Source organism: Holophagales bacterium (assembly GCA_016699405.1).
In the GTDB taxonomy this organism is placed as follows: Bacteria; Acidobacteriota; Thermoanaerobaculia; order Multivoradales; family JAGPDF01; genus JAAYLR01.
Genome location: CP064972.1, coordinates 2,365,641 through 2,387,346, shown reverse-complemented (window position 1 = coordinate 2,387,346; position 21,706 = coordinate 2,365,641). Strand labels below are relative to the sequence as shown.

13 protein-coding genes are annotated in these 21,706 nt (G+C 69.8%); 5 read left to right on the top strand and 8 right to left on the bottom strand.

From position 1 onward, the window contains the following. Nucleotides 1-129: 129 nt before the first annotated feature. Complete coding sequence (gene glgP / locus IPJ17_09890; protein ID QQR75853.1) at nucleotides 130-2,676, bottom strand: alpha-glucan family phosphorylase; 2,547 nt, start codon at nucleotides 2,674-2,676, stop codon at nucleotides 130-132. A 114-nt stretch (nucleotides 2,677-2,790) separates the two neighbouring features. On the opposite strand from glgP, the gene IPJ17_09885 reads away from it, so the two are divergent. After that, on the top strand, nucleotides 2,791-3,120 hold the full coding sequence (locus IPJ17_09885; GenBank protein QQR75852.1) for a hypothetical protein: 330 nt from the start codon (nucleotides 2,791-2,793) through the stop codon (nucleotides 3,118-3,120). A gap of 41 nt (nucleotides 3,121-3,161) precedes the next feature. Here the strand turns inward: IPJ17_09885 and IPJ17_09880 are convergent, their stop codons facing one another. The 3 genes from IPJ17_09880 to IPJ17_09870 all read right to left on the bottom strand — a co-directional run bounded on the left by IPJ17_09880 (nucleotide 3,162) and on the right by IPJ17_09870 (nucleotide 4,660). Next, nucleotides 3,162-3,455, bottom strand: a complete 294-nt coding sequence (locus IPJ17_09880; GenBank protein QQR75851.1) for a hypothetical protein — start codon at nucleotides 3,453-3,455, stop codon at nucleotides 3,162-3,164. 3 nt (nucleotides 3,456-3,458) lie between these two features. Further along, nucleotides 3,459-3,941, bottom strand: coding sequence for a selenoprotein B glycine/betaine/sarcosine/D-proline reductase (locus IPJ17_09875; protein QQR75850.1), 483 nt, complete (start codon nucleotides 3,939-3,941; stop codon nucleotides 3,459-3,461). A 104-nt stretch (nucleotides 3,942-4,045) separates the two neighbouring features. After that, entirely contained in the window at nucleotides 4,046-4,660 is a 615-nt protein-coding gene (locus IPJ17_09870; GenBank protein ID QQR76141.1) for a PPC domain-containing protein, read from the bottom strand. Nucleotides 4,661-7,574: 2,914 nt separating this feature from the next. Between IPJ17_09870 and IPJ17_09865 the strand changes: the two genes are divergently transcribed. Continuing rightward, nucleotides 7,575-9,653, top strand: coding sequence for a sulfatase-like hydrolase/transferase (locus tag IPJ17_09865; protein QQR75849.1), 2,079 nt, complete (start codon nucleotides 7,575-7,577; stop codon nucleotides 9,651-9,653). 37 nt (nucleotides 9,654-9,690) lie between these two features. Here IPJ17_09865 and IPJ17_09860 read toward each other — a convergent pair whose 3' ends face one another. Then, nucleotides 9,691-11,943, bottom strand: a complete 2,253-nt coding sequence (locus IPJ17_09860; GenBank protein ID QQR75848.1) for a YfhO family protein — start codon at nucleotides 11,941-11,943, stop codon at nucleotides 9,691-9,693. A 161-nt stretch (nucleotides 11,944-12,104) separates the two neighbouring features. Here IPJ17_09860 and IPJ17_09855 point away from each other — a divergent pair, with 161 nt between their 5' ends. Next, nucleotides 12,105-12,947 (top strand): class I SAM-dependent methyltransferase, encoded by an 843-nt coding sequence (locus IPJ17_09855; GenBank protein ID QQR75847.1) that lies wholly within the window; start codon nucleotides 12,105-12,107, stop codon nucleotides 12,945-12,947. Nucleotides 12,948-12,954: 7 nt separating this feature from the next. On the opposite strand, the gene IPJ17_09850 is transcribed toward IPJ17_09855, so the two are convergent. The 3 genes from IPJ17_09850 to IPJ17_09840 form a co-directional block, all read right to left on the bottom strand. Beyond that, nucleotides 12,955-14,529, bottom strand: a complete 1,575-nt coding sequence (locus IPJ17_09850) for a beta-ketoacyl synthase (GenBank protein ID QQR75846.1) — start codon at nucleotides 14,527-14,529, stop codon at nucleotides 12,955-12,957. A gap of 123 nt (nucleotides 14,530-14,652) precedes the next feature. After that, nucleotides 14,653-15,654: a type I glyceraldehyde-3-phosphate dehydrogenase gene (gene gap, locus IPJ17_09845; GenBank protein QQR75845.1), complete on the bottom strand. Its 1,002-nt coding sequence runs from the start codon at nucleotides 15,652-15,654 to the stop codon at nucleotides 14,653-14,655. Further along, on the bottom strand, nucleotides 15,651-16,676 hold the full coding sequence (locus IPJ17_09840; GenBank protein ID QQR75844.1) for a type I glyceraldehyde-3-phosphate dehydrogenase: 1,026 nt from the start codon (nucleotides 16,674-16,676) through the stop codon (nucleotides 15,651-15,653). The genes gap and IPJ17_09840 overlap by 4 nt, the downstream gene beginning before the upstream one ends. A 177-nt stretch (nucleotides 16,677-16,853) precedes the next feature. Between IPJ17_09840 and IPJ17_09835 the strand changes: the two genes are divergently transcribed. Together IPJ17_09835 and IPJ17_09830 are read left to right on the top strand one after the other, a co-directional pair. Continuing rightward, entirely contained in the window at nucleotides 16,854-20,294 is a 3,441-nt protein-coding gene (locus IPJ17_09835; protein ID QQR75843.1) for a choice-of-anchor J domain-containing protein, read from the top strand. Between the two features lie 1,036 nt (nucleotides 20,295-21,330). Beyond that, the gene (locus tag IPJ17_09830) at nucleotides 21,331-21,627 is read left to right on the top strand and encodes a hypothetical protein (protein QQR75842.1); all 297 of its coding nucleotides are present in this window, start codon (nucleotides 21,331-21,333) and stop codon (nucleotides 21,625-21,627) included. Nucleotides 21,628-21,706: the final 79 nt, after the last annotated feature.

Here is a 21,706-nt window from a genome sequence, read left to right as displayed (position 1 = left end):
GCGGGGGTGTCCTTTCAGGGCGGGGTGCGGCCCGCGCCGAGCGGCCGGTGGCGCGGGAACTGGACCAGGGGCCGCGGAAGTACGGCCCGACAGCCGATCCTAGCAGGAGCCGTGCCAGCCGCTGACCGGCTACCTCCAGCGCACCAGGCCGGTGGCGAGCAGACCGCTGGCCTCGGGGTGGGCCGGGACGATGCGCACCGTCACCCCCTGCAGGCCCGAGCGCCGGCAGGGCGCCTCGCCGTCGTAGGCGAACCGGCCCGGCCCCGCGTCGCCGGCGAGGCGCATCGGCACGACGTCACCCGCCACGATGCTGCGCTGCGCGTCGAGGCCACCGAAGTAGAGCTCGACACGGACGTCGTCCGGCGTCAGCGCGCCGAGGCGGACTCGCGCCGAAAAGGCATAGCTCTCGCCGACACGACGTGTCCCGTCGGCCACCGGGTGCGCCTCCTCGACCGCCACCTCGCTCCAGGCGCGGAAGACCCGCCGCTTCCACTCCGCCAGCCGCCGCGCCCCGGCAAAGGCGTCCGCCGACAGTCGCCCGGCGTACTCGGCGGCCGGCAGGTAGTAGCGTTCGCCGTATTCCCAGAGCATCCGGTTCGAGCTGAAGCGCCAGGTGAGGCGTTTCATCGACTGCTTCATCCGCGCGATCCACGGACGCGGCAATCCGTCGGTCGTCCGCGCGTAGAAGAGCGGCACGACCTCCTGCTCGAGCAGCTCGTAAAGCGAGCTCGCCTCGACCTGGTCCTGCTCGGCCGGGTCGGCATAGGCCTCGCCGTGGCCGATCGTCCAGCCGACGTCCTGCTCGTAGCCTTCGCGCCACCAGCCGTCCGGAGTCGAGAGGTTGAGCCCGCCGTTCGGCAGCACCTTCATGCCGCTCGTGCCGCTCGCTTCGAGGCCGAGCCGCGGCGTGTTGAGCCAGACGTCGCAGCCCTGAACGAGGTAGCGGGCGACCACCAGGTCGTAGTCCTCGAGGAAGACGACGTGGCGGCGGACGTCGGGTTGCTGACAGAAGGCGACGATCGCCTTGAGCAGCTCCTTGCCCTCGGCGTCGCGCGGGTGAGCCTTGCCAGCGAAGAGCAGCTGCACCGGGCGCTGCGGGTCGAGGAGGATGCGCTTCAGCCGTTCGCGGTCGGCGAGGATGAGATTGGCGCGCTTGTAGCCGGCGAAGCGGCGGGCGAAGCCGATCGTCAGCGCGCGCGTGTCGAGCACGCCGCGTGCGTGTTCGACGTCGCGCGCGCTCGCCCCGCGCGCCTCGAGCTGCTTGCGCAGGCGGCGACGGGAGAAGGCCACCAGACGCTCGCGCCGCCGCTCGTGCGTCGACCAGAGCTCCTCGTCGGGGATCGCGTCGATCCCTTCCCAGGTCTCCGCGCGGCCGGGCCGACGCCACCACTCGGCGCCGAGGTAGCGGTCGAAGAGTTGCGCCATCTCGGGCGAGAGACAGCTGCGCGTGTGGGCCCCGTTGGTGACGTGCCCCACCGGCAGCTCCTCGGCCGGGATCTCCGGCACGTACTGCGCGAGCAGGCGGCGCGACACCTCACCGTGCAGCTCCGAGACGCCGTTGGCGAACGCCGAAGCGCGCAGCGCCAGCGCCGCCATGTTGAACGATCCCGGCGAGTCGCCGGCCTTCCCGCTGCCCAGGGCGAGGAGCTCGCTCCGCCCGATCCCGGTGCGCTCGGCGTAGCCGCCCAGGTACTTCTCGAGGAGTGGCAGCGCGAAGACGTCGAAGCCCGCCGGCACCGGCGTGTGGGTGGTGAAGATCGAGCCGGCGCGCGCCACTTCGTAGGCTTCGGCGAAGCTCAGCCCGTCGCGGCGCATGCGCGTGGCGATCCGCTCGAGCGCCAGGAACGCCGAGTGACCCTCGTTCATGTGGCAGACGTCGGGCTCGAGACCGAGCGCGTGCAGCGCCCGCAGACCGCCGATGCCGAGCACGATCTCCTGCCGGATGCGCGTCTCCTGGTCACCGCCGTAGAGCTGATCGGTGATGTCCTGCAACGGCTGCGGGTTCTCCGGCAGGTTGGTGTCGAGCAGATAGAGGGGGATGCGCCCCACGTCGACGCGCCAGACGGCGACTGCGCATCGCTCGCCGGCCATCTCGAGCTCGACGCGCAGCGGCTCGCCGTCGGGACGAGCCACCGCCTGGATCGGCAGGTTGAAGAAGTCGTTCGTCGGATAGGACTCCTGCTGCCAGCCGTCGCGTGCCAGGTACTGGCGGAAGTAGCCCTGCTGGTAGAGCAGCCCGACGCCGACCAGCGGCACGCCGAGGTCGCTCGCACTCTTGAGGTGGTGCGCCGCGAGCACCCCGAGTCCCCCCGAGTAGATCGGCAGGCATTCGGCGAGACCGTATTCGGCCGAGAAGTAGGCGATCAGCGGACGTTGCGGGGTGTGCCGCTGCCACCAGGTCGCCTCGGCGAGGTAGGAGTCGAGGCGCGCCAGGGCCCGGTCGTAGAGCGAAAGGAATCCGTCGTCGCGGGTGAGCTCTTCGAGCCGCTCCTGAGGGAGCGAGCCGAGCATCGCCACCGGGTTCTGGTAGGTCGCCTCCCAGAGCTCGCGATCGAGGCGCGGGAAGATCGCCCGCACCTCCTGATCCCAGGACCAGAGGAGGTTGTACGCGAGATCGCGCAACCGAGCGAGCCGCTCGGGAAGAGCGGGGACGACGCGAAAGGTGTCGAGGCGCATGGAGACCTCCTCGCGGGCGGACCGCGAACAGGTTAGCACCCCGACACGGCAGGCGCTGCTAGACTCCCGGCCCCCGGTGGAATCCGCCGCGGATGCTCGAAAGGAGTCGAAGCCATGAAGACCAAGCTCGTCGCCAGTCTCGCCGCTCTGCTGCTGCTCGCCGGAGTCACCGCCGCGCTCGCCGCCGACCCGGTCACCCTGACCGGCAAGATCGCCTGCGCCCACTGCACGCTCAAGCTCGAGGGCGTGACCGCCTGCCAGGACGTCCTGGTGGTCGAGAAGGACGGCGCCAAGCCGGCCTACTACTACCTCGCCAAGAGCGAGGCGCTCAAGTCGTTCGGTCACACCTGCATGGGAGAGAAGAAGGCCACCGTCACCGGCACGCTGTCGGAGAAGGACGGCAAGACCTGGCTCGAAGCGACGAAGATCGCCCCGGTCAGCTGATCGCCGCAGGACCCGGGGCCGGTCCGCCGGCCCCGCTCGCCTCACTCACCTTTCACCGCCTCTTCCCGCCAGATCTCCGCGCTCTCCCGGTACTCGACGAGAACCGGCGGAGGTGGCGCCGCCTGCTCGAGCAGCGACAACGCCGCCTCGACCACGGCACGCTGGCGCGCCGGCCGATTCGGCTCCCCCAGCGGGTAGCCGTGCGGGAACGGCACCAGCAGGGCCCGCGGCGGCTGCACCGCCACCGCCGCTTCGCGCAGCAGTTGAATCGCCACCGTGGCGATCCCCCGTCGTTCGCACTCCGCGCCGACCAGGCTCACGGCCTGGTTGCACATCGGTCAAACGGGAACCAGCAGCGCCACCTCGACGCCGTCGGCGGCGAGCGCCGTGGCGATCGCCGGCGCGGTCTCCCGCATGAAGCGACCGACCGCGGTCAGCGACCCCATCACCGAGAAGTGCCGGTCGTTGAGTGCGCCCAGCCGGCCTGCGGCAGCGAGCTCGCGCAGGCGATCGAGCGGGAAGACGAGGTTGCGGTCCGCGGCGACGCCGCGGTGATCGAACGCCTCGCTGCGGTGGCACTCGACGAGCGTTTCGACCGCGATGTCCCCGGGGATCTCGCGCCACGACCCGTCGCCACCCCGCACGCTTTCGTCGAACGGCGCGGCACCTAGCGGCACCAGACCGGCGCTGGTGATCAGCGCCAGGCGCGACTGGGCAAGGGGACGGCGCAGCTCGCACCACGGCACCGGATCGATCCGCCGCCAGGGATAGGCGCGCAGAAAGAGCCGCAGCGCTAGCGTGAACTCCGAGAGATCTCCCATCGCGCCTCCTCCTCGGCCCGCAGTCTACGCGGAGGCCCGATGGCTAGAAAAAGGCCCTCGGGGTCTCCCCCGAGGGCCTTGGACTTCAACAGCGAGGCGTCAGGTCAGGGGTAGCTGACCTTGAGCGCGTAGGTCGCCTTGGTCGAGGAGTAGCGGTAGACGCGAGCGTAGATCGTCACCGCCGTCGTGCCGGTGTTGGTCCAGGAGATCGACTCGGCCGTCGTGCCGCCGTTCGTGCCGCTGGCGACCGCGGTCGTCGACCCGGCCTTGTAGAGGTAGAGGTCGTAGTCGACCGACAGCCCGTTGAGCACCGCGGTGACCGCCTTGCCGGCCGGCAGGCTCATCGAGAAGTAGTCGTTGGTCGTCGTCTCGCCGACGAAGGTGCCGGCCACCGTGCTGCACGGGGCGACCAGCGGATCGGCCGTCGAGGTTCCGTCGTTGGCTTCGCTCTCGGCCACCGCCGTGCAGGTCGGCGTGCCGGTCGAGTAGCTGCCGGTCAGCGACACGCCCGAGTAGGCCGCGTAGCCGTTGAGCATCACGTAGTAGGTGCCGGTCGAGGGCGCCGCGAAGGAGCAGGTCTCCGCGTTGCCGGAGGCGTACGGCCGGCAGTCGTAGGTGGAGGTGGTCGGCGCCGAACCGAACTTGACGTACATGTCGACGTCGCCGGTGCCGCCCGCGGTCACGAAGCTCAGGTTGGAGGCGCCAGCCGGCACCGCCATCGTCCAGGTCTGCTGGCTGCCGGTGGCGCCCGAAAGGCCGGTCACCGCGACGCCGTTGGTCAGCACGTTGCCGGTGCAGGCGCTGGTGGTGCCGGAGGCCTGCGTCGAGTTGCCGGACTCGCAGCTCGCGTAGGAACGAACCACGTAGTAGTACGCCGTGTTGCAGGTCAGGCCGGAATCCGAATAGCTCGTGCCGGTCGCGGTGCCGACCTGCGTGTACGGACCGCCGCTCGTCGTCGCGCGGTAGATCCGATACTCGGTCGCCCCGCTGGCCGCCGTCCAGGAGAGGTTGATCTGCGTCGCGCTCGCCACTGTCGCGGTTACGCCCGTGGGCGCAGCCGGCGGAGTGCAGGGGGCACCGGCCGGGGTCACCGACTGGCAGCTCGAGGGCGCCGAGGCGCAGGCTTCGTTGCCCGAGGGCTGGGCGACGAGCTGGTAGTAGTAGGTGGTGCCGTTGGCGACACCCGTGTCGCTGTAGGTGGTGCCGGTCAGGTCGTTGCCGACCTTGACGAAGCCGGCGTTGCAGCCGGTCTCGTTCCGGTAGAGGTCGTAGACGCCCGTCGAGCCGCTCCAGCTGGCGTTGACGGCGTAGTCGGCCGCGGCGAGCGAGAGCGCCGGCGTCGCCGGAGCGGTGCAACCGGCGAACGTCGTGCTGGCGCCCGCGTCGGTGGTGCAGGCGAGGCCGTGACGGTTGAACGCCGCGTAGAGCGCCGCACCGTGCGGCGTGCCGTTGGTCAGGTTGCCGTCATCGTCGTCGATGGCGCGGAAGACGCGCCACATGCTGCCCGTCGAGCAGCCGTTGGAGGTCCAAGGCGACGTCGTCTTGACGCAGGCGAAGGCGCTGGTGGCCGTCGAGCGCGAGAGGTACCAGAGCCGGTCGACGATCGACCAGGCCGCGCCGGTGCCGGCGTTCGGCAGGTCGCGCATCGCCAGATCCCACACCACCTCGGAGGAGACCAGCGACTCGCAGTGCCCTTCCTTGCCGCAGGGTCCGACGTAGTTCGGATTCGACGGCGACGGGTTCGGGCACTTCGTCTGGGTGAAGTTGCCGACCGTCGAGGCGACGTTGCCGCTGTGCTTGGCCCAGTCGATGTCGCGCACACCCGTGCAGGCGGTGCAGGCGTTGCCGTAGCCCGAACAGTTCGACGACAGGAAGCCGTTGCCGATGCAGGACTGGTGCGTGGCAAGTGCCGCCGTCAGGTCGCCGTAGGTCTCGCCGGTGCCGTTGTCGGGAGCCGAGCCGTTGCCGTCGTTGCTGTCCATGCCGTGGCCGTACTCGTGCAGCGAGACGCCCGGCAGCTCACCGGTGTTGGCACAGCCGCCGCCCGACTTGAAGAAGTTGAGCGACGAGCCGTTCCAGTAGGCGTTGCAGGTCTGGTTCAGGTTGACGTTGGCGGTAAGCTGGGCGTTCACCCAGGTGTTCGAGGGCAGCCAGCCGCGCGCCACTTCCTTGGCGCGATTGACGGCGTAGAACTGCGTGCGCGCCGCGTGCGTGTTGCCGGCGCCGCCGGAGCCCGGCGTCGTGCAGTCGGTGCCGGTGCCCGAGCCGAGGGGAATGTTCCCCGACGCATCGGAGCTCTTCGAGATGGCGCCGCAGCTGTCGGTGATCTTCACGTACTTGCCGGCGAGCGTCGTGGTGACCGCCGTGCCGGTGAAGTCGTAGACGCCGGCCGAGTTGGTGTAGACGCCGGTGCCGACGTTGGCGTACGGCATCGCCACCACACGCTCGGCGGCCGGACGATCCTGCGAATAGGCGCCGCCGGTCACCGCCGCCTTGGCGTAGTCGTTGACGTCGTAGAAGTCGAGCAGCTCGCCGCTCGTCGCGTCGACCCGGGCGCGCCAGGTGCCGGTCACGCCGGGGCGATTGAAGACGAACTGCCAGACCGCGGCCAGACCGCGCCCGCGGCCGGCCTCGTAGCCCTCGGCGAACTTGCTGTTCGCCACCGCCACCGGCAGGAGATGCGCCGACCCGGCGTCGCGGAAGGTGTCCTGCGGCCAGAAGCCGCCGATGTAGGCCTCGACGACCTGGAGCGCCTGCTTGGCGTTGAGCGCGAAGGCGGGGGTCGCGGTGTTGGGCGACGGCAGGTTCTCCGTGCCGAACTGGATCAGGTTGCCGTTGTTGACGCGGAAGACGACCCGCGCGCCGTCGATCGGCAGACCGCCGCGCATCACGTCGAAATCGACGAACCAGACGTGGTCGCCCGGCTGGCCCGACCGCGCGGCGTTCAGCGAGAGCGTCTCGCCGTCGACGCCGAGCAGGGCGGAGACCCGGGGCAGGAAGGCCCGCGCCGCCGCTTCGAGCGACGCCATCGAGGGGGCGGCACCGCGCAGCGTGTTGCCGCGACCCGGAACCATCGCGAAGCCGGCGCCCTCGGCGAACTCCACCTTGCCCGAGCGGCGGTCGATCTCGGCGCGCCAGCTCCCCGGCAGACCGGCGGCGGCGGCGTCCCACGCACGCAGCAGCGCGCCCGAGGCGGCCGCTTCGCTCGACTCGAGGCCGGCGATGTCGCGCGTCGGCGTCAGGCGTTCGTTGGTGAACGACAGCAGGTTCAGGGTGTCCCGGCCTTCCGGCGCGAGCTGCGCCATTGCCGGAGCCACGGCCAGAGCGGCGACCAAAGCGCCGACTGCCAGGGTGCTAGCACGCCAACCGTTCCGCATTGCCTCTCCTCCTGGAGAAAGGGAAGTTCGATGCTGCTTCGGCAGGACTCAGAGCAAGGGGGAGGCCAGCTCCCCGACCATTCGTCGAAACCACTGAAAATGCAGCACATGGTCACACCGACGCGGGCCAATTCACGCTCTTCGGCTCAACGACGGACCCACAACAGGGGGTCAGACAGGAGTCCGCATGGATCGAAAATTGACCCCTTCTGGCGGATACCCTCGGCCAGCGGGTCCGGCTAGAGTCCACCCTCGCATGCGCGCCCTCTGCTTCGCCCTCGCTCTCCCGCTGCTGCTCGCCGCCACGTCGGCTCAGGCGGCATCCCCCGTCGCTGCCGATACGCGACCCGACCTGGTGCTGGTCACCCTCGACACCACCCGCGCCGACCACCTCGGAGCCTGGGGCTGGCCTCACGCACGGACGCCTCATCTCGACGCGCTCGCCCGGAACGGCACGCGCTTCGTGCGCTGCGACACGGCCGCACCGGTGACGCTGCCGAGTCACGCGTCGATCCTCACCGGTCTCCTGCCACCAGGGCACGGCGTGCGCGACAACGGGACGTTCGTCCTGTCGGCTGGGGTCGAAACGCTCGCCGAACGGCTGAGAACGGCCGGCTACGACACGGCGGCGTTCGTCTCTGCCGTGGTGCTCGCCCGCCGGCACGGCCTCGACCAGGGGTTCCGGATCTACGACGACGACCTGGGGGCCGGCTACGCCGCGGCCACCGAGGTCGGCGAACGCGACGCCGAAGCGGTGACCAGCCGCGCTCTCGCCGCGCTGCCTGGGCTCAAGCACCCGTTCTTCCTCTGGGTCCACTACTTCGACCCACACGAGGAGTATCGGCCGCCGACCCGTTTCACCGACCTTCCGGGTCCGACCCGCCTCTACGACGGCGAGATCGCCTTCGTCGACGAACAGCTCGGCCGCCTGATCGCCGCGCTCCCGCCGACGGCGACCGTCGCCGTCTCGGGCGATCACGGCGAGATGCTCGGCGAGCACGGCGAGGCCACCCACGGCCTGCTGCCGTTCGCCGGCGCGCGTCGCGTCCCCTTGATCCTCAGCGGCCCAGGGATCCCGGCGGCGGTCGACGACTGCCTCGTGCGCACCGTCGACATCGCACCGACACTGCTCGCCCGCGCGGGCGTCGCCGTTCCCGCCAAGCTCGATGGCCTGTCGCTCCTGCCGCTTCCCTCGCGCGGCGGCTCCTGTCGGCGCGAAAGCTACACCGAGAGCTTTCTCCCGTTCTTCTCCTACAAGTGGTACCCGCTGCGCGCGCTCTCGGACGGCGACTGGCTCTTCCTCCAGGCGCCGCAACCGTCGCTCTTCCGGCTCGACACGCCGCAGGGCGAGGCGATCGACCTCGCGGCGCGCCAAAGCGCGGCGGTGGCGGAATGGTCGAAGCGCCTGGTGGCGACGCTCGCCGCTCACGGCGAGACGCTCGACGCCACCTTGCACGCCGAGAACGTGCTGACCGCCGAGCAGCGCGCCCAGTTGCAGAGCCTCGGCTACCTCGCGGGCGGCGGCGGCCGCGTCAGCGCCGACCTGCCCGACCCGCGGACGATGACCGACGTCGCGCAACGCCTGCACGAGATCCACGGCGAGGTTCAACAAGGTCGCTGCCGCGACGTCCTGCGCGAGCTGCAGGCGATCGTCAAGCGCGACCCGCACGACTTCCCGGCGCTCAACCTCGCCGGCTTCTGTCTCAAGGAGATCGGACGTACCGCCGACGCGATCCCGCTCTTCGAGCGCGCGAGCCGCGAGAACGAGCTGTCGGCGGTGCCGGTCGCCAACCTCGCCGGGGCGATGCTCGAGCTCGGCCGTCGCGACGAAGCGGTCCGCGAGTATCGCCGGGCCCTCACGCTCGACCCGACGCAGGCCGAGTCGGCGAGCAACCTCGCCCGCCTGCTGCGCGAGAAGGGCGAGACCCGCCAGGCGCTCGCCGTGCTCGAGACGGCGCGCGCCGCCGGGAGCCTCGCGCCGGTAGTCACGCTCGAACGCGGCATGGCGAAAGCCGAGCTCGGCGATCTCGCCGGCGCCCTCGCCGACTTCCGCGAGGCCGCGCGTCGCGACCCCGCCAACCCGGTGCCGCTCGAGAACGCCGCCCGCGCCGCCTTCCAGCTCGGACAGGCCCGCGCCGCCGCCCAGCTCTACGAGCAACTGCTCCGCCTGACTCCGTCGCGCGGCGATCTCTGGAAGACGCTCGGCGCGATCCGACTCGAAACCCTGGAGGACAAGCCGGCAGCGCTCGCCGCCTTCCGCCAGGCGTTGGCGCTCGAGACCGAGGCGGGAGAACGGACCAAGCTCCAGGCGCTGATCGACGAGCTCGCCCGCTGAGGCGGCCGTCGCGCGATCGGCGGCGAGCGGCCGCCGGTCAGCCCGTCGGCACGCCAGCCTCGACGGCGCGGTCGGCCGGCGTTCGACGCCTCCGCGCTCCGCCGAGCAGCACGACGAGGGCCGCGCCCGCCAGCGCCAAGCCCGGCAAGAGACCTTGCGGGACATAGCGCAGGTCGACGCGACGCTCCCCCGCGGGCACGTCGATGGCGATCAGCAGGTCGTCGACGCGGCCGACCGGAACCGGGCGGTCGTCGATCGTCGCCCGCCAGCCGGGATCCCAGGTCTCGGCGATCACCAGTCTCCGGCCGACCGGCGTCGAGGTGGAGAGCGTCCACCGTCCGGGAAGCCGTTGCTGCACCTGGATCCCGGCCTCCTGCGGCACGCCGCGCGCCGGCTCGCGGTCGCTCTCACCCCAACGCACCAGCGGCCAGGCCGTCGGACGTTCGAAGACCGCGGCATCGCTCCCCGCGAAGACCACGCGCCAGGAGGGGTCCTTCGGCGGCTCTCCGGGAGGCGTCATCACCCAGCGGACGCCGAGACGATCGAGCCAGACGCTGTCCCAGTGCGCGATCGGCACGAAGTAGTTGGGGTGACGGCCCCCGAGCTCGTCGCCGTAGACCCGCTCGTAGCGCGCGAGCTTCAGCGGATCGTCGCCCCGCACGTCGAAGAGGCGCAGCACCAGCGCCGCGTTCGGTCGCAGCGTCGCGCCGGTGGCCGCGACGCGCTCCGGCCTGCCGGAGAGGAAACGGGTCGCTCCGCTCGCCCGATCGAGCCGCTCGACCGGGGCGACCGGCAAGGCCGAGACGTTGGCGATCCCCAGCTCGAGGCCGACCGCGGCGGTCAGGACCGCGGCGACGACGGCGTTCGAGCGCCAACGGATCGGCATCGTCCGCAGGAGCGCGAGCGCGGCGATCCAGAGCGCCGACCAGCCGAGCGCCGAGGCGAGCCGACCGTCGGCCAGCCACATCCGCCACGAGACGGCGGCGATCCCTCCGAGCGCCGCACCGAGGGCGATCGCGGCGAAGCGCACCCGACGCGCTCCCTCCCCCTGCTGCCAACGGTCGTAGCCGATTCCGGCGAGCGTCGCCACGGCAAGCGCCAGACCGAGGAGCAGGTAGTGGTGCAGACCCCGGCCGACGACCGGCATGGCGTCGAGGAGCTGGCGCGCGCCGGGCAGATCGAGGCCGCCGACGAGGGCGGCGCCTGCCATCGCCAGGAGACCTGCGACCCGCCGGTCACGACGCCAGAGCCCGGACCCGACCAGGGCGAAGAGCGTCGCCAACGCGCCGACGAAGAGCGACGACCCGACGAAGCCGAGTGTCCCGCGGTACGACCCGGTCGCTGGATCGCCGAAGGCGAAGGGCAGGAACAGACGTGCCAGGACCTCCCCGAGCTGCGCCGCCGAGAGCCTCGAGCCGGGGACCCACTGCTGCCAGCGCGCGGTGGCGATCAGCGTGGTGGCGAGCGGCAGGAGCGCGGGAGCGGCCAGCGCCCCGCCGACGAGCCAGGCCTTCGCATAGGCGCCCCAGACGGCGAGGTGACGGAATCCGACGCGTGCCGCCAGGTAGACGGCGAAGAGGATTGCGCAGTCGACCGCCGTCTCCGGATGCCCGGCGACGAGTTGCAGCGCCGCCAACAGCGCGAGGAGCCGCCAGGGCCTCCTCGCCGTCACGGTCGAAACTGCCAGGCGCTCGGTCGCCAGCAGCAGCCAGGGAGCGAGGCAGAGCGCGTTGGCCATCGGGAAGAGGGCGAAGGCCACCAACCGTCCCGTGAGGGCGAAAGCGACCGCCGCCAGACGGCTGCCGCGCTCGCCGACACCGAGCGAACGGGCAAGCGAGTAGGCGCCCAAGGCAGCGATCACCCCGCGCGCCCAGAGCAGGAAGGGCAGACCGAAGGCGATCGGCATCAGGGTGAACAGCCAGTTCAGTGGGAAGAGCGGCGCGCTCTGTCCGTTGCTCCAGAAGGGCGCGCCGGAGAACTGGTACGGATTCCAGAACGGCAGCCGTCCGGCACGCAGCTCACCGCGCTGGTGAAACAGCCACGGCTCGATCTGGTAGGTGAGGTCGCCGAGCTCGCTGCGGACGAGCGGCGCCGCGTCGCCTGGGCTCCAGGGCGATGCGTTGGCGAGCACCGCCGCCGAGCTCGGCACGCCGCCGGGGACAGTCGCCGTCGGCAGGAGCAGGACGAGGCCGGCGAGACTCGCGGTCAACCAGGTCCGCGCCGCCTCCCGGCGGAGCCAGGGAAGCGCCGCCAGGCTCGCAGCGAGAAAGGGTAGAAGCGTCCGGTTCATCGCTGCGGCCCGCCGCCCTCGGCCCGGGGCGCGGTCCGCGTTTGCCGCCCCCAGCGCCCTTCGCTAGACTCCCCCGCGCTCGCCCAGCGGTGCAACGCTGCAGCCGCTTTCGTTCGGCATCGAGCGGACGAAGACCGGCGGCCGACCCGTCGAGCCCCTCCTTGACCTGCCCGCTCGAGACCGTCCCCTGCGCGCTCTGCGGTCGACCGCCGCAGAGCGGCGACCACAACTTCGCCTTCGGCCCCCATCGCGTGCTGCGCTGCACCTGCGGCTTCTGGTACCTCACGCCGCGCCTGGCCGAGCGGGACATGATCGAGAACTACCGCAGCGTCGCCTATTTCGAGGGCCGTCACGGCGTGGGCTATTCGAGCTACCTCGCCCAGGAAGCGACGCTGCGTCGCACCTTCTCGCGACTGGTCGGCGAGCTCGCGCGCCGCGGGCTCGCCGGCGGCGACCTGCTCGAAGTGGGCTGTGCTTACGGCTTCTTCCTCGACGAGGCCCGCGGCCACTTCCGCCGCCGGGTGGGCACCGACTTCTCCGCCGAGGCGCTCGCCCGCGCCGCACCGCACGCCGACGCCCTGGTGCTCGGCGGCGTGGCCGAGTTGCCGGTCGAGGCGCGCTTCGACGTGGCCGCCCTCGTCCACGTCATCGAGCACGTCTACGATCCCGTGAGCCTGGTGCGCGAGCTCCACGCGCGGCTGCGGCCCGGCGGCGCACTGCTGCTCGCCGCGCCGGACATGGACGCCGGGTGGCGCCCGCTGCTCGGGCGGCGCTGGCCGTTCTACAAGGTCCCGGAGCACGTCTCGTTCTTCTCGCACGCTTCGCTCGAACGCCTGCTCACGCTCGGCGGCTTCGCCACCACCGAGCGCTTTCCCTACCTGAGCTACTTCACCCTCGAGCTGGTCGGCGAGAAGCTCGGCCGCGACCTCCCGGCCTTCTGCTCGCGAGTCCATCTGCCCGTCCCCGCCACCACCGCCGCGGTGCTGGGGCGCAAAGCCGGCTGAGAGCCCGCTAGTCTCGCGACCACGGACGCGAGATCACGCAGGCGTTGATCCCGCCGACCCCCATCGAGAGCTTGCCCGCCGCTCCGGCGGGCGCAGCGCAACCGGCGTTGAAGACGAAGCGGTCGTGCACCCGACCGATCTCGGGGTGCAGCTCGGTCTCGGCGAGCGGCGTCGGGAAGATGCGGCCCTTCTCGTAGCCGAGAAACTGCGCCGTCAGCTCCCAGCCGCCGCCGGCGCCCATGCCATGGCCGAACGTCCCCTTGCGTGCGGTGATCAGTACGTGCTCCGGGAGGACCTCGCGGAGGTTCTCCACCTCGAGGTAGTCGCCCGGCGTCGCCGTCGCATGGAGGTCCCACGACGCCACGTCGTGCGGGGTCACCCCGGCCTCGGCGAGCGCCATGCGGATCGCGGTGAGCGGCCCGTCCTTCGACGGCGTGATGATGTGGTCGGCGTCGGACGAGACACCGACGGCGAGCGGCTCCATGCCGAGCGGGCGGAAGCCGCGTGCCGTGAAGTAGTCGTAGTCGCCGACCACCCAGACGACCGAGCCTCCGGCGACATGGGTGCCGCGCAGCCCCGTCATCGGCTTCGACACCGAGCCGTCGGCGGCGCCGACGCGGGCTCCGTAGAAGGCGCCCACCACCAGGTCGAGCGGCGGCGGGTCGGTCGCACCGACCACCACCGCCTTCGCTTCGCCACGCGCGAGCGCGTCGAGCGCCAGCTTGAGGCAGACCCCGAAGGTGGCACAGGCGGCCACCGGGGCGAACGACAGACCGGTGATGCGGCCCATCATCGAGATCTGCGACGCCGGGGTGTTCTGAATGTTCCACACCAGATTGGCGGAGACCTCGCGCCACGGCGGCGAAGGTGCGCCCCACTTGGCGTCCAGCCGCTTCATCCGGCGCTGCTTCTCCTTGATGAGGCCGAGCTTGCCGGACTCGACCGTGCCCTGGACGGTCAACCCTTCGATCTCGCGCAGCTCGGCGAGGTAGTCGGCAAGCTGTTCGGACTTCGCCGCCCAGAAATGCCACCAGTCGGAGACGGCGTCGTCGCGGTCCTCCTCCGGCACCCGGTCGGGATGGAGCGGCAGCGGCTCGTCTCCCGCTGCCGTGACGTCGCCGGCGAGGTAGCGCGCCAGGGCGCCATTGCGCTCCGGCTGCGCCCAGAAGTGGTCCCAGCGCCGCTGCGCGCGGTGCAGATGGAGCGAGACCTTGCGCGTCGTGTCGAGCGCGCCGAGGCCGCTGCCCACGTAGACGTGAGCCGACGTCCCGAGAGCCGCGAGCTCTGCCTCGAGCCCCGGATTCTGGCCGAGCGCCTGGATGAACGAGCCGACGGCGTACTGGGTCGGCAGGTCCATCTTCTCGGCGAGCTGCGGAAAGCGGCTGGGCGGGAAGCGCGCGTCGATCCAGTCCTTGTACGCCGCGAAGTCGAACTCCGGCATCCCGACGAGGAAGTTCGAGGGGCCGAAGCCGTCGAACGGCGAGAGCCAATGGTCGTTCGACGCCAGATGGCGTTCGAACTCCTCGATGTTCGGGCAACGCGGTGCGACGATTCCCCAGCCAAAGACGCCAAAACGGGCCACAGCGAGACCTCCGATCTCTTGGTCCGGTCAAGAATAGACCAGCCGGGCACTCGCCCGGCTGATCGATCCAGCACATTCTCCCTCCGACGACGGATCGGAGGTGTCCCGCACGAGGAGCGACGGTCAGATCGCGGCCATGCGCTCCAGCAGGTCGACGACCCGGTTCGAGTAGCCCCACTCGTTGTCGTACCAGGCGACGACCTTGGCGAAGCCGTCGCCGCGCGAGGCGGTCGAGAGGGCGTCGAAGATCGACGAGTGGGGGTTGCCGATGATGTCGCTCGACACCAGGGGCACTTCGCTGTACTCGACGACCCGCGCCATCGGCCCTGCAGCGTAGGCCTGGATCGCCGCGTTGATCTCCGCCGTCGACGGGCTCTTGCGCAGCTTCACCGCCAGATCGACGATCGAGCCGTCCGGCACCGGCACGCGCATGGCGAGGCCGTCGAGCTTGCCCTTGAGATGCGGCAGCACCTTGCCCACGGCGCGCGCCGCACCGGTCGTCGTCGGGATGATGTTCTCCGCCGCCGCGCGGCTGCGCCGCAGGTCCTTGTGCGGCACGTCGGCGAGCCGCTGGTCGTTGGTGTAGGCGTGAACCGTCGAGACGAACCCTTCGACGATGCCGAACTCGGTGTCGAGGATCTTGGCGATCGGCGCCAGGCAGTTCGTGGTGCACGAGGCGTTGGAGACCAGCTTGTGCTCGGGCTTGAGCGCCTCGTCGTTGACCCCGATGACGATCATCGCGTCGATCTCGTCCTTCGGCGGCACGGTGAGGATGACCTTCTTCGCCCCGCCGTCGAGGTGCTTGGCGATCTTGTCGCGCGAGCGGAAGACGCCGGTCGCCTCGATCACGTAGTCGACGCCGAGCTTGCCCCAGGGGATCTGCGCCGGGTCCTTCTCGGCGGTCATGTGGATCTTCTTGCCGTCGACGACCATGAACTCGTCGTCGAAGCTCACCGTCTTGGGGAAGATCCGCATCACCGTGTCGTACTTGAGCAGGTAGGCGAGCTGTCCGTTGTCGAACAGGTCGTTGATGCAGACCACCTCGACGTCGGGGCGGTCGGAGAGGATGCGGTAGACGGAGCGGCCGATACGGCCGAAGCCGTTGATGCCGACGCGGATGCTCATCGCGAAACCTCCCGGTCGAGCTCGGCGAAGCGCTGGATCAAGTCGACGACGCGGTGCGAATAGCCCCAGCCGTTGTCGTACCAGGAGAGCGTCTTGGAGAGCTTGTCGCCGATCACCATGGTGGAGAGCGAGTCGAAGGTGCTCGAGTAGACGGTGCGAACGATGTCGGAGGAGACGACCGGGTCGTCGACGTAGGAGACGTAGCGCCGCCAGCGCGCGGCCGCCGCGGCGGTGCGCATCACCTCGTTGATCGCGGTGATCGAGACCGGACGCTCGTGCCAGCAGACCAGATCGACGACCGAGCCGTTGCGCACCGGCACGTTCATGGCGAGCGCCGAGATGCGTCCCTGGAGCTCGGGCAGCAGCTCCATCAGCACCTCGTCGGCGTTCGTCTCCTGCGGGATGATGTTCTCCGCCGCCGCACGCCCGCGCCGCTTGTCCTCGGACGGCACGTCGGCCAGCCGCTGCTGGTTGGTGTAGGCGTGAACGCTGGTCAGGAAGGCCCGCTCGACGCCGAACGCCTCGTGCAGGATCTTGAGGACCGGCGCGGCGCAGTGCGCAGTGACCGAGCCGTTGGAGACGATGCGGTGCTCGGGCTTCAATTGGTCGTCGTTGACCCCCATGACCACGGTGAGGTCCGGAGCGTCGGCCGGCGGCGAGCAGAGGACGACGCGACGCGCCCCGGCCTCGAGGTGCTTGGCGAGGTCGGCCCGCGTGCGATAGCGCGAGGTGGCTTCGATCACCACGTCGACGCCGAGGTCGCCCCACGGCACCTCCCCGGGGGCGGCGCCGGCGAGCATCTTGATCTGCTTGCCGATCGTATAGAGATGCCCCTCGCGGATGCTCACCTCGTCGGGGAAGCGACCGAGGATGGTGTCGAACTTCAGCAGGTACTCGAGCCCCTCCGGGTCGGCGGTGTCGCTGATCGCCACCACCTGGAAATCCTCCCGGTTGTAGAGGATGCGGAGCAGGCTGCGGCCGATCCGGCCGAAGCCCATCAGTCCCACGCGTACGGGTTGCATTCAAGGTCTCCTGGCTGCGCCGCCGGCGTGGCGGCAAGTCCGAATTCTAGCGCCGACGGCAAACGCGGTTCCGCGGTCGTCAGGGTTGCCCCCGGCCGGCCATCGGGAATAGCCTAGGGGATATTCCAATCAAGTCCCGGCCGACGCCTCGGCCCAGGGCCTTTCCCAGGAGGTCATGTGAACCGAACCGCTTGGATACCCCGAGTCTCGACGATCGTCGTGATCGCCGCGCTCCTCGCCCTCGGCTGGGGCACCTCAGCCTCGGCCGCCCCGATGGCTGCTCCGGCGACGAAGGTCGCCGCCACCGACCCGCTCGCCGGCTTCCCGACGACGGTGGTGTGGCACGGCCGTGCCGCGGACCGTCTCGGCCAGCCGCTCGCCGGTCGCAACACGATCGAGATCCGGTACTTCGCCGGAGGGCACGAGCTTTTCGCCGAACGGTATCGCAACGTCAACGTGGCCGACGGCCGGTTCGACCTCAAGCTGGGGACCGGCAAGGTCCTGAAGGTCGCCGGCAGCTCCGTCGCCTCGCTGCGCGAGCTCTTCTCGCGTCATCCCGAGCTCGAGATGGAGGTGCGGATCGGCTCGACCGTCCAGTCGCCGCGCGTTCGCATGCTTCCGGCGGGACACTCGCCGGCCGGCGTCCGGGCGCTCAGTGGAGCGACCCCGGTAGACGACGGCAAGCCGCACAGCAAGTTCTTCAACGCACGCGGTGGCGCGACGGGCATCGAGGCGGCGCTCCTCCGGCCGTCCGGCGCCGCGGGCCCGGCCGACCCGGCGACGCCGGAGGTGGTGACCCATCCGTTCGAGATCGACGTCGAAGGGCCGTGGCTCTCCCAGCCGTTGCGCGACCTGCCGGGGCTTCCGGCGCAGGTCGGCCCGGCGCCCGAGCCGAAGGAGACGAATCGGCCGCGCCACGAGACGCTCTACGACAGCGAGGGGTATCAGTTCGGCACGCGCAACGAGGAGATCGTCGACCCGCTCGCCGCGACCTCGCTCAACCCCAACGGCGCCGAGACGCCGGCTCCGCTCAACGATTTTCCGGGCATGGACCAGACGCAGGGCTTCTATCCGCCCGACACCCACGGCGCGGTCGGCCCGAACCACTACATCCAGGTGGTCAACGTCAAGTTCCGTGTCTTCAACAAGAACGGGACGCCGGCCGACGTCGAGAAGAACACCAACGTCCTCTGGACCGCGATGGGCGGTGGCTGCGCCAGCGACAACGACGGCGACGCGATCTTCCTGTACGACAAGGCCGCGGGCCGCTGGCTGCTGACCCAGTTCTCCGTCACCACGACCCCCGAGCGCGTCTGCCTGGCGATCTCGCAAACCGCCGACCCGCTCGGCGCCTACTACCTCTACTCGCTGACGACCCAGCGGTTCCCCGACTACTTCAAGTTCGGGGTCTGGCCGGACCCGACGTACAACGCCTACTACATGACGACGAACTCCGGGTTCGCCAACCAGTACGACGTCTACGCGCTCGACCGGGCGAACATGCTCACCGGAGCCGCTGCGCGTCCGGCCAAGTACTTCCAGAACTTCCCCAACCTCTTCATGCCGGCCGACCTCGACGGCAGCGCGCTCCCGCCGTCGGGAACCGGCGGCCTGATGTACACCATCCTCGACGGAACCGACCCCTACTTCGTCCCGTCGCCGGGCGTCGACACCCTGCGGCTCTACGAGTTCAAGGTCGACTGGAATACGCCGGCGAACTCGACCTTCACGCAGGTTGCCTCGTTCACGCCGTCCAGTGCCCCGGTGCCGCTCGCCGCGTTCAACTGGACCGTCTGCGGCTTCTTCACCAGCAACTGCCTCTCGCAGCCGGGCACGACGGTGAAGATCGACAGCGCCTCCTGGTGGCCGATGCAGCGGCTCGTCTACCGCAACTACGGCACCCACGAGTCGCTCTACGGCACCTGGACGGTCGACGTGACCGGCACCCCCGACCTCGCCGCGCCGCGCTGGTTCGAGCTGCGCCGCACCGGCGGCACAAGTGGCACCTGGACGATCTACCAGCAGGGCACCTACTCGCCGAACGGCGATCACCGCTGGATGGGGAGCATCGCCGCGGACCGGGACGGCAACCTCGCCCTCGGCTACAGCGTGCTCAACGCCGCGACGACGCTCTACCCGTCGATCCGCTACACCGTCCGCTCCGCGGGCGACCCGCTGGGCACCATGCAGGCCGAGCAGACGCTGCATGTCGGCAGTGGCTCCCAGACCGGCTCGGCCGGCCGCTGGGGCGACTATGCCGCGATGAACATCGACCCGACCGACGACTGCACCTTCTGGTTCACCACCGAGTTCATCGAGACGACCGGAAACGCATCGTGGAAGACGAGGATCGGCAACTTCAAGATTCCGGGCTGCGGCGGTCTCGCGGTCACGCCGACCAGCCAGTCGCTCTGCTCCACCGCCGGCACGGCAAGCTTCGGCGTCGAGCTGTCGGGCGTCTTCGCCGGCACGACGAACATGTCGACCTCGACCTGCCCGGCGGGCGCGACTTGTAGCTACACGGTCAACCCGGTCGTCTTCCCGGCCACTTCGACCTCGTTGCAGGTCGGCAACCTCGCCTCGGTCGCCGCCGGCACCTACAACTTCGACGCGGTGGCGACCGACAACGCCAATCCGACGATCACCCGCAACGTGCCGCTCAGCCTGAGCGTCTCGACCGCCTCTCCGGCGGCACCGGCGCTCACCGCCCCGGCCAACGGCGCGCTCAACGTCGCCGTCCGGCCGACCTTCCAGTGGGGTGCGGTCGCCCAGGCCGCGACGTACCGCCTCCAGGTCTCGACCTCCGCCGGCTTCGGCACGCTGCTCGTCGACCAGTCCGGGATTACCGGAACGAGCTACACGCCGACGAGCGATCTTCCCAGCAACTCGGTTCTGTACTGGCGCGTCACCCCGAGCAACCCGTGCGGCACCGGACTCAACTCGGCGACCTACACCTTCTCGACGACGGCCCTGCCGGGCGATTGCGGCATCGGCACGACGCCGCAGCAGGTCTTCTTCGAGAACTTCGACGGCGTCGTCACCGGTTGGACGCACAGCGGCACCGGCGACACCTGGGCAAGCTCGACGACGCGCAATCACAGCGCACCGAACGCCTACCTCGCGGTCGACACGACGACGGTGTCCGATCAGCGGCTCGTCTCCCCGGCGATCGTCCTGCCAGCGACCGCCTCCGGGCTGACGCTGCAGTTCTGGAATTACCAGTCGTTCGAGGACAATCCGCCGAACTGCTACGACGGCGCGATCATCGAGGTCACGACCAACGGCGGCACGACCTGGACGCAGATTCCCAACGGATCGCTGCAGACGGATCCCTACAACGGGACCATCTCGGCGAGCTTCTCGAATCCGATGGCCAACCTCAGCGCCTGGTGCGGTGACCCGCAGGACTGGCTGAACTCGGTCGTCGACCTCTCGGCCTACGCCGGCAACACCGTCCAGTTCCGCTTCCGCATCGGCACGGACACCTCGGCAGGCCGCGCTCCCGACGGCTGGCACATCGACGACGTGAAGGTCCAGGCCTGCATCTCCGGCGTCATCTTCAACGACGGCTTCGAGAGCGGTGCCTTCGCGCCCTGGAACGGCGGGGCCTACAACTGACCTTCCCGCAGTTTCTCGACACCACCGGTTGAACGACGGCCGGCCCTCCGGGGCCGGCCGTTTTCGTTGTCGCGAGGGAGGATGCTCCAGGACGCTCACCTGGCAGCTCGGTGCGGCGGCCTCCTTGCAACCTCCCAAGGCTGCGAGTAGCGTGAAGCCGTCGATTCAGTCCGCCGAAACGGGCGCCGAGAAGCCTGCCGCCAGGAGGGTCGCGGGTGCCGAGCACGTCGAAGCCGAGCCGCGCAAGAGCTCACGAGCCGAGTGGACGCGTTGCCGCTTCGAGCTCGCCAGCCTGCTTCGAGCCCTTCGGCGAGGACTGGAGCAACGCCCGCTCCTTTGAAACAACGGGAAGTGAGATCCTGCCCGACGAGATCAGCCGTGCAGACATCGACTCGCTTGGTGACGGCGGTCACGCTCGTCAAGTGGCCGACCACTCCGGGCGAAGGATTCTCGATAGCAAGCCGAATTGCCACAGCGCGTGTGCACTTGAGATCACCCCGGGCGTGAAGTCCGCATCTGGCTCGGGTTTCCGGGAGTCCCTCAGGCATCCGATCTGGACTCCTGACCAAGGCTGCCCAAGGAACTAGCGGATGCGGCTCGCAATAGTGGTGAGGGCTTCTCTAGTGCTGGGTCTTGCCGTCGTCGTCTTCTATTTGGACTGGCAAGATCGGACCGGCCAAGCGAACTTCCTCCGCAACGTGGATGCCATTTCGCCGGGAACGCCTGTAGAAGTTGCTGCAGCGAGCCTTGGCGCAATCCCGAATGTCGTTTCCCTGACGCATACACTGCCACACGGGTGCCGCTCAGTGCCGACCTTCGAGGCAGTGGTCGCTAGCGAGCGCGGCCGAATGGTGGCGGTTCCGTACCTCGACGCAGACAGAAGGGTGGTCTGCACCATGACTTTTGGGCCCGTGACGCAGTAGTTCTCGCTTCTTTCTCCGATGACCTTCCCAGTTCTTTGCCGGCAAGCGTCTCCTACGCCACGCGACAGGCCACAGGACCTGCGATCCCTGCCATAGTGGACGGCGCGAAGAAAATGGTGCGCAAGATCGAACCCGTTGAGAGCGCCAGGAGAGACCGCCTCGCGATCGCCGCAGTGATTCTCGTGGTCTCCGTTGCGGCGTTCTGGATCACGGGAGAGGGTGTGATCTTGGGCCTCGCGATTGGGACCTGCTGCGCTGGAGGCTACTTAGTGATCGACCACAACAACCGGGCGAATGGACTCTACGGCCCGCAGCCAGCCCCGCCGGGCGACACAAGAAGACTACTGCTGATTCTCATCGCAGTCGCTGCGCTGTACCTCGGTCTCCTGCTGGCCGTGTTCGTCACTTGAAGCTATCCCAGAACCCGATTCGATCCCATCACGGTCTTCGAATTCATGAGAGCGCATCAGGCCCATTGCCCGATCACGA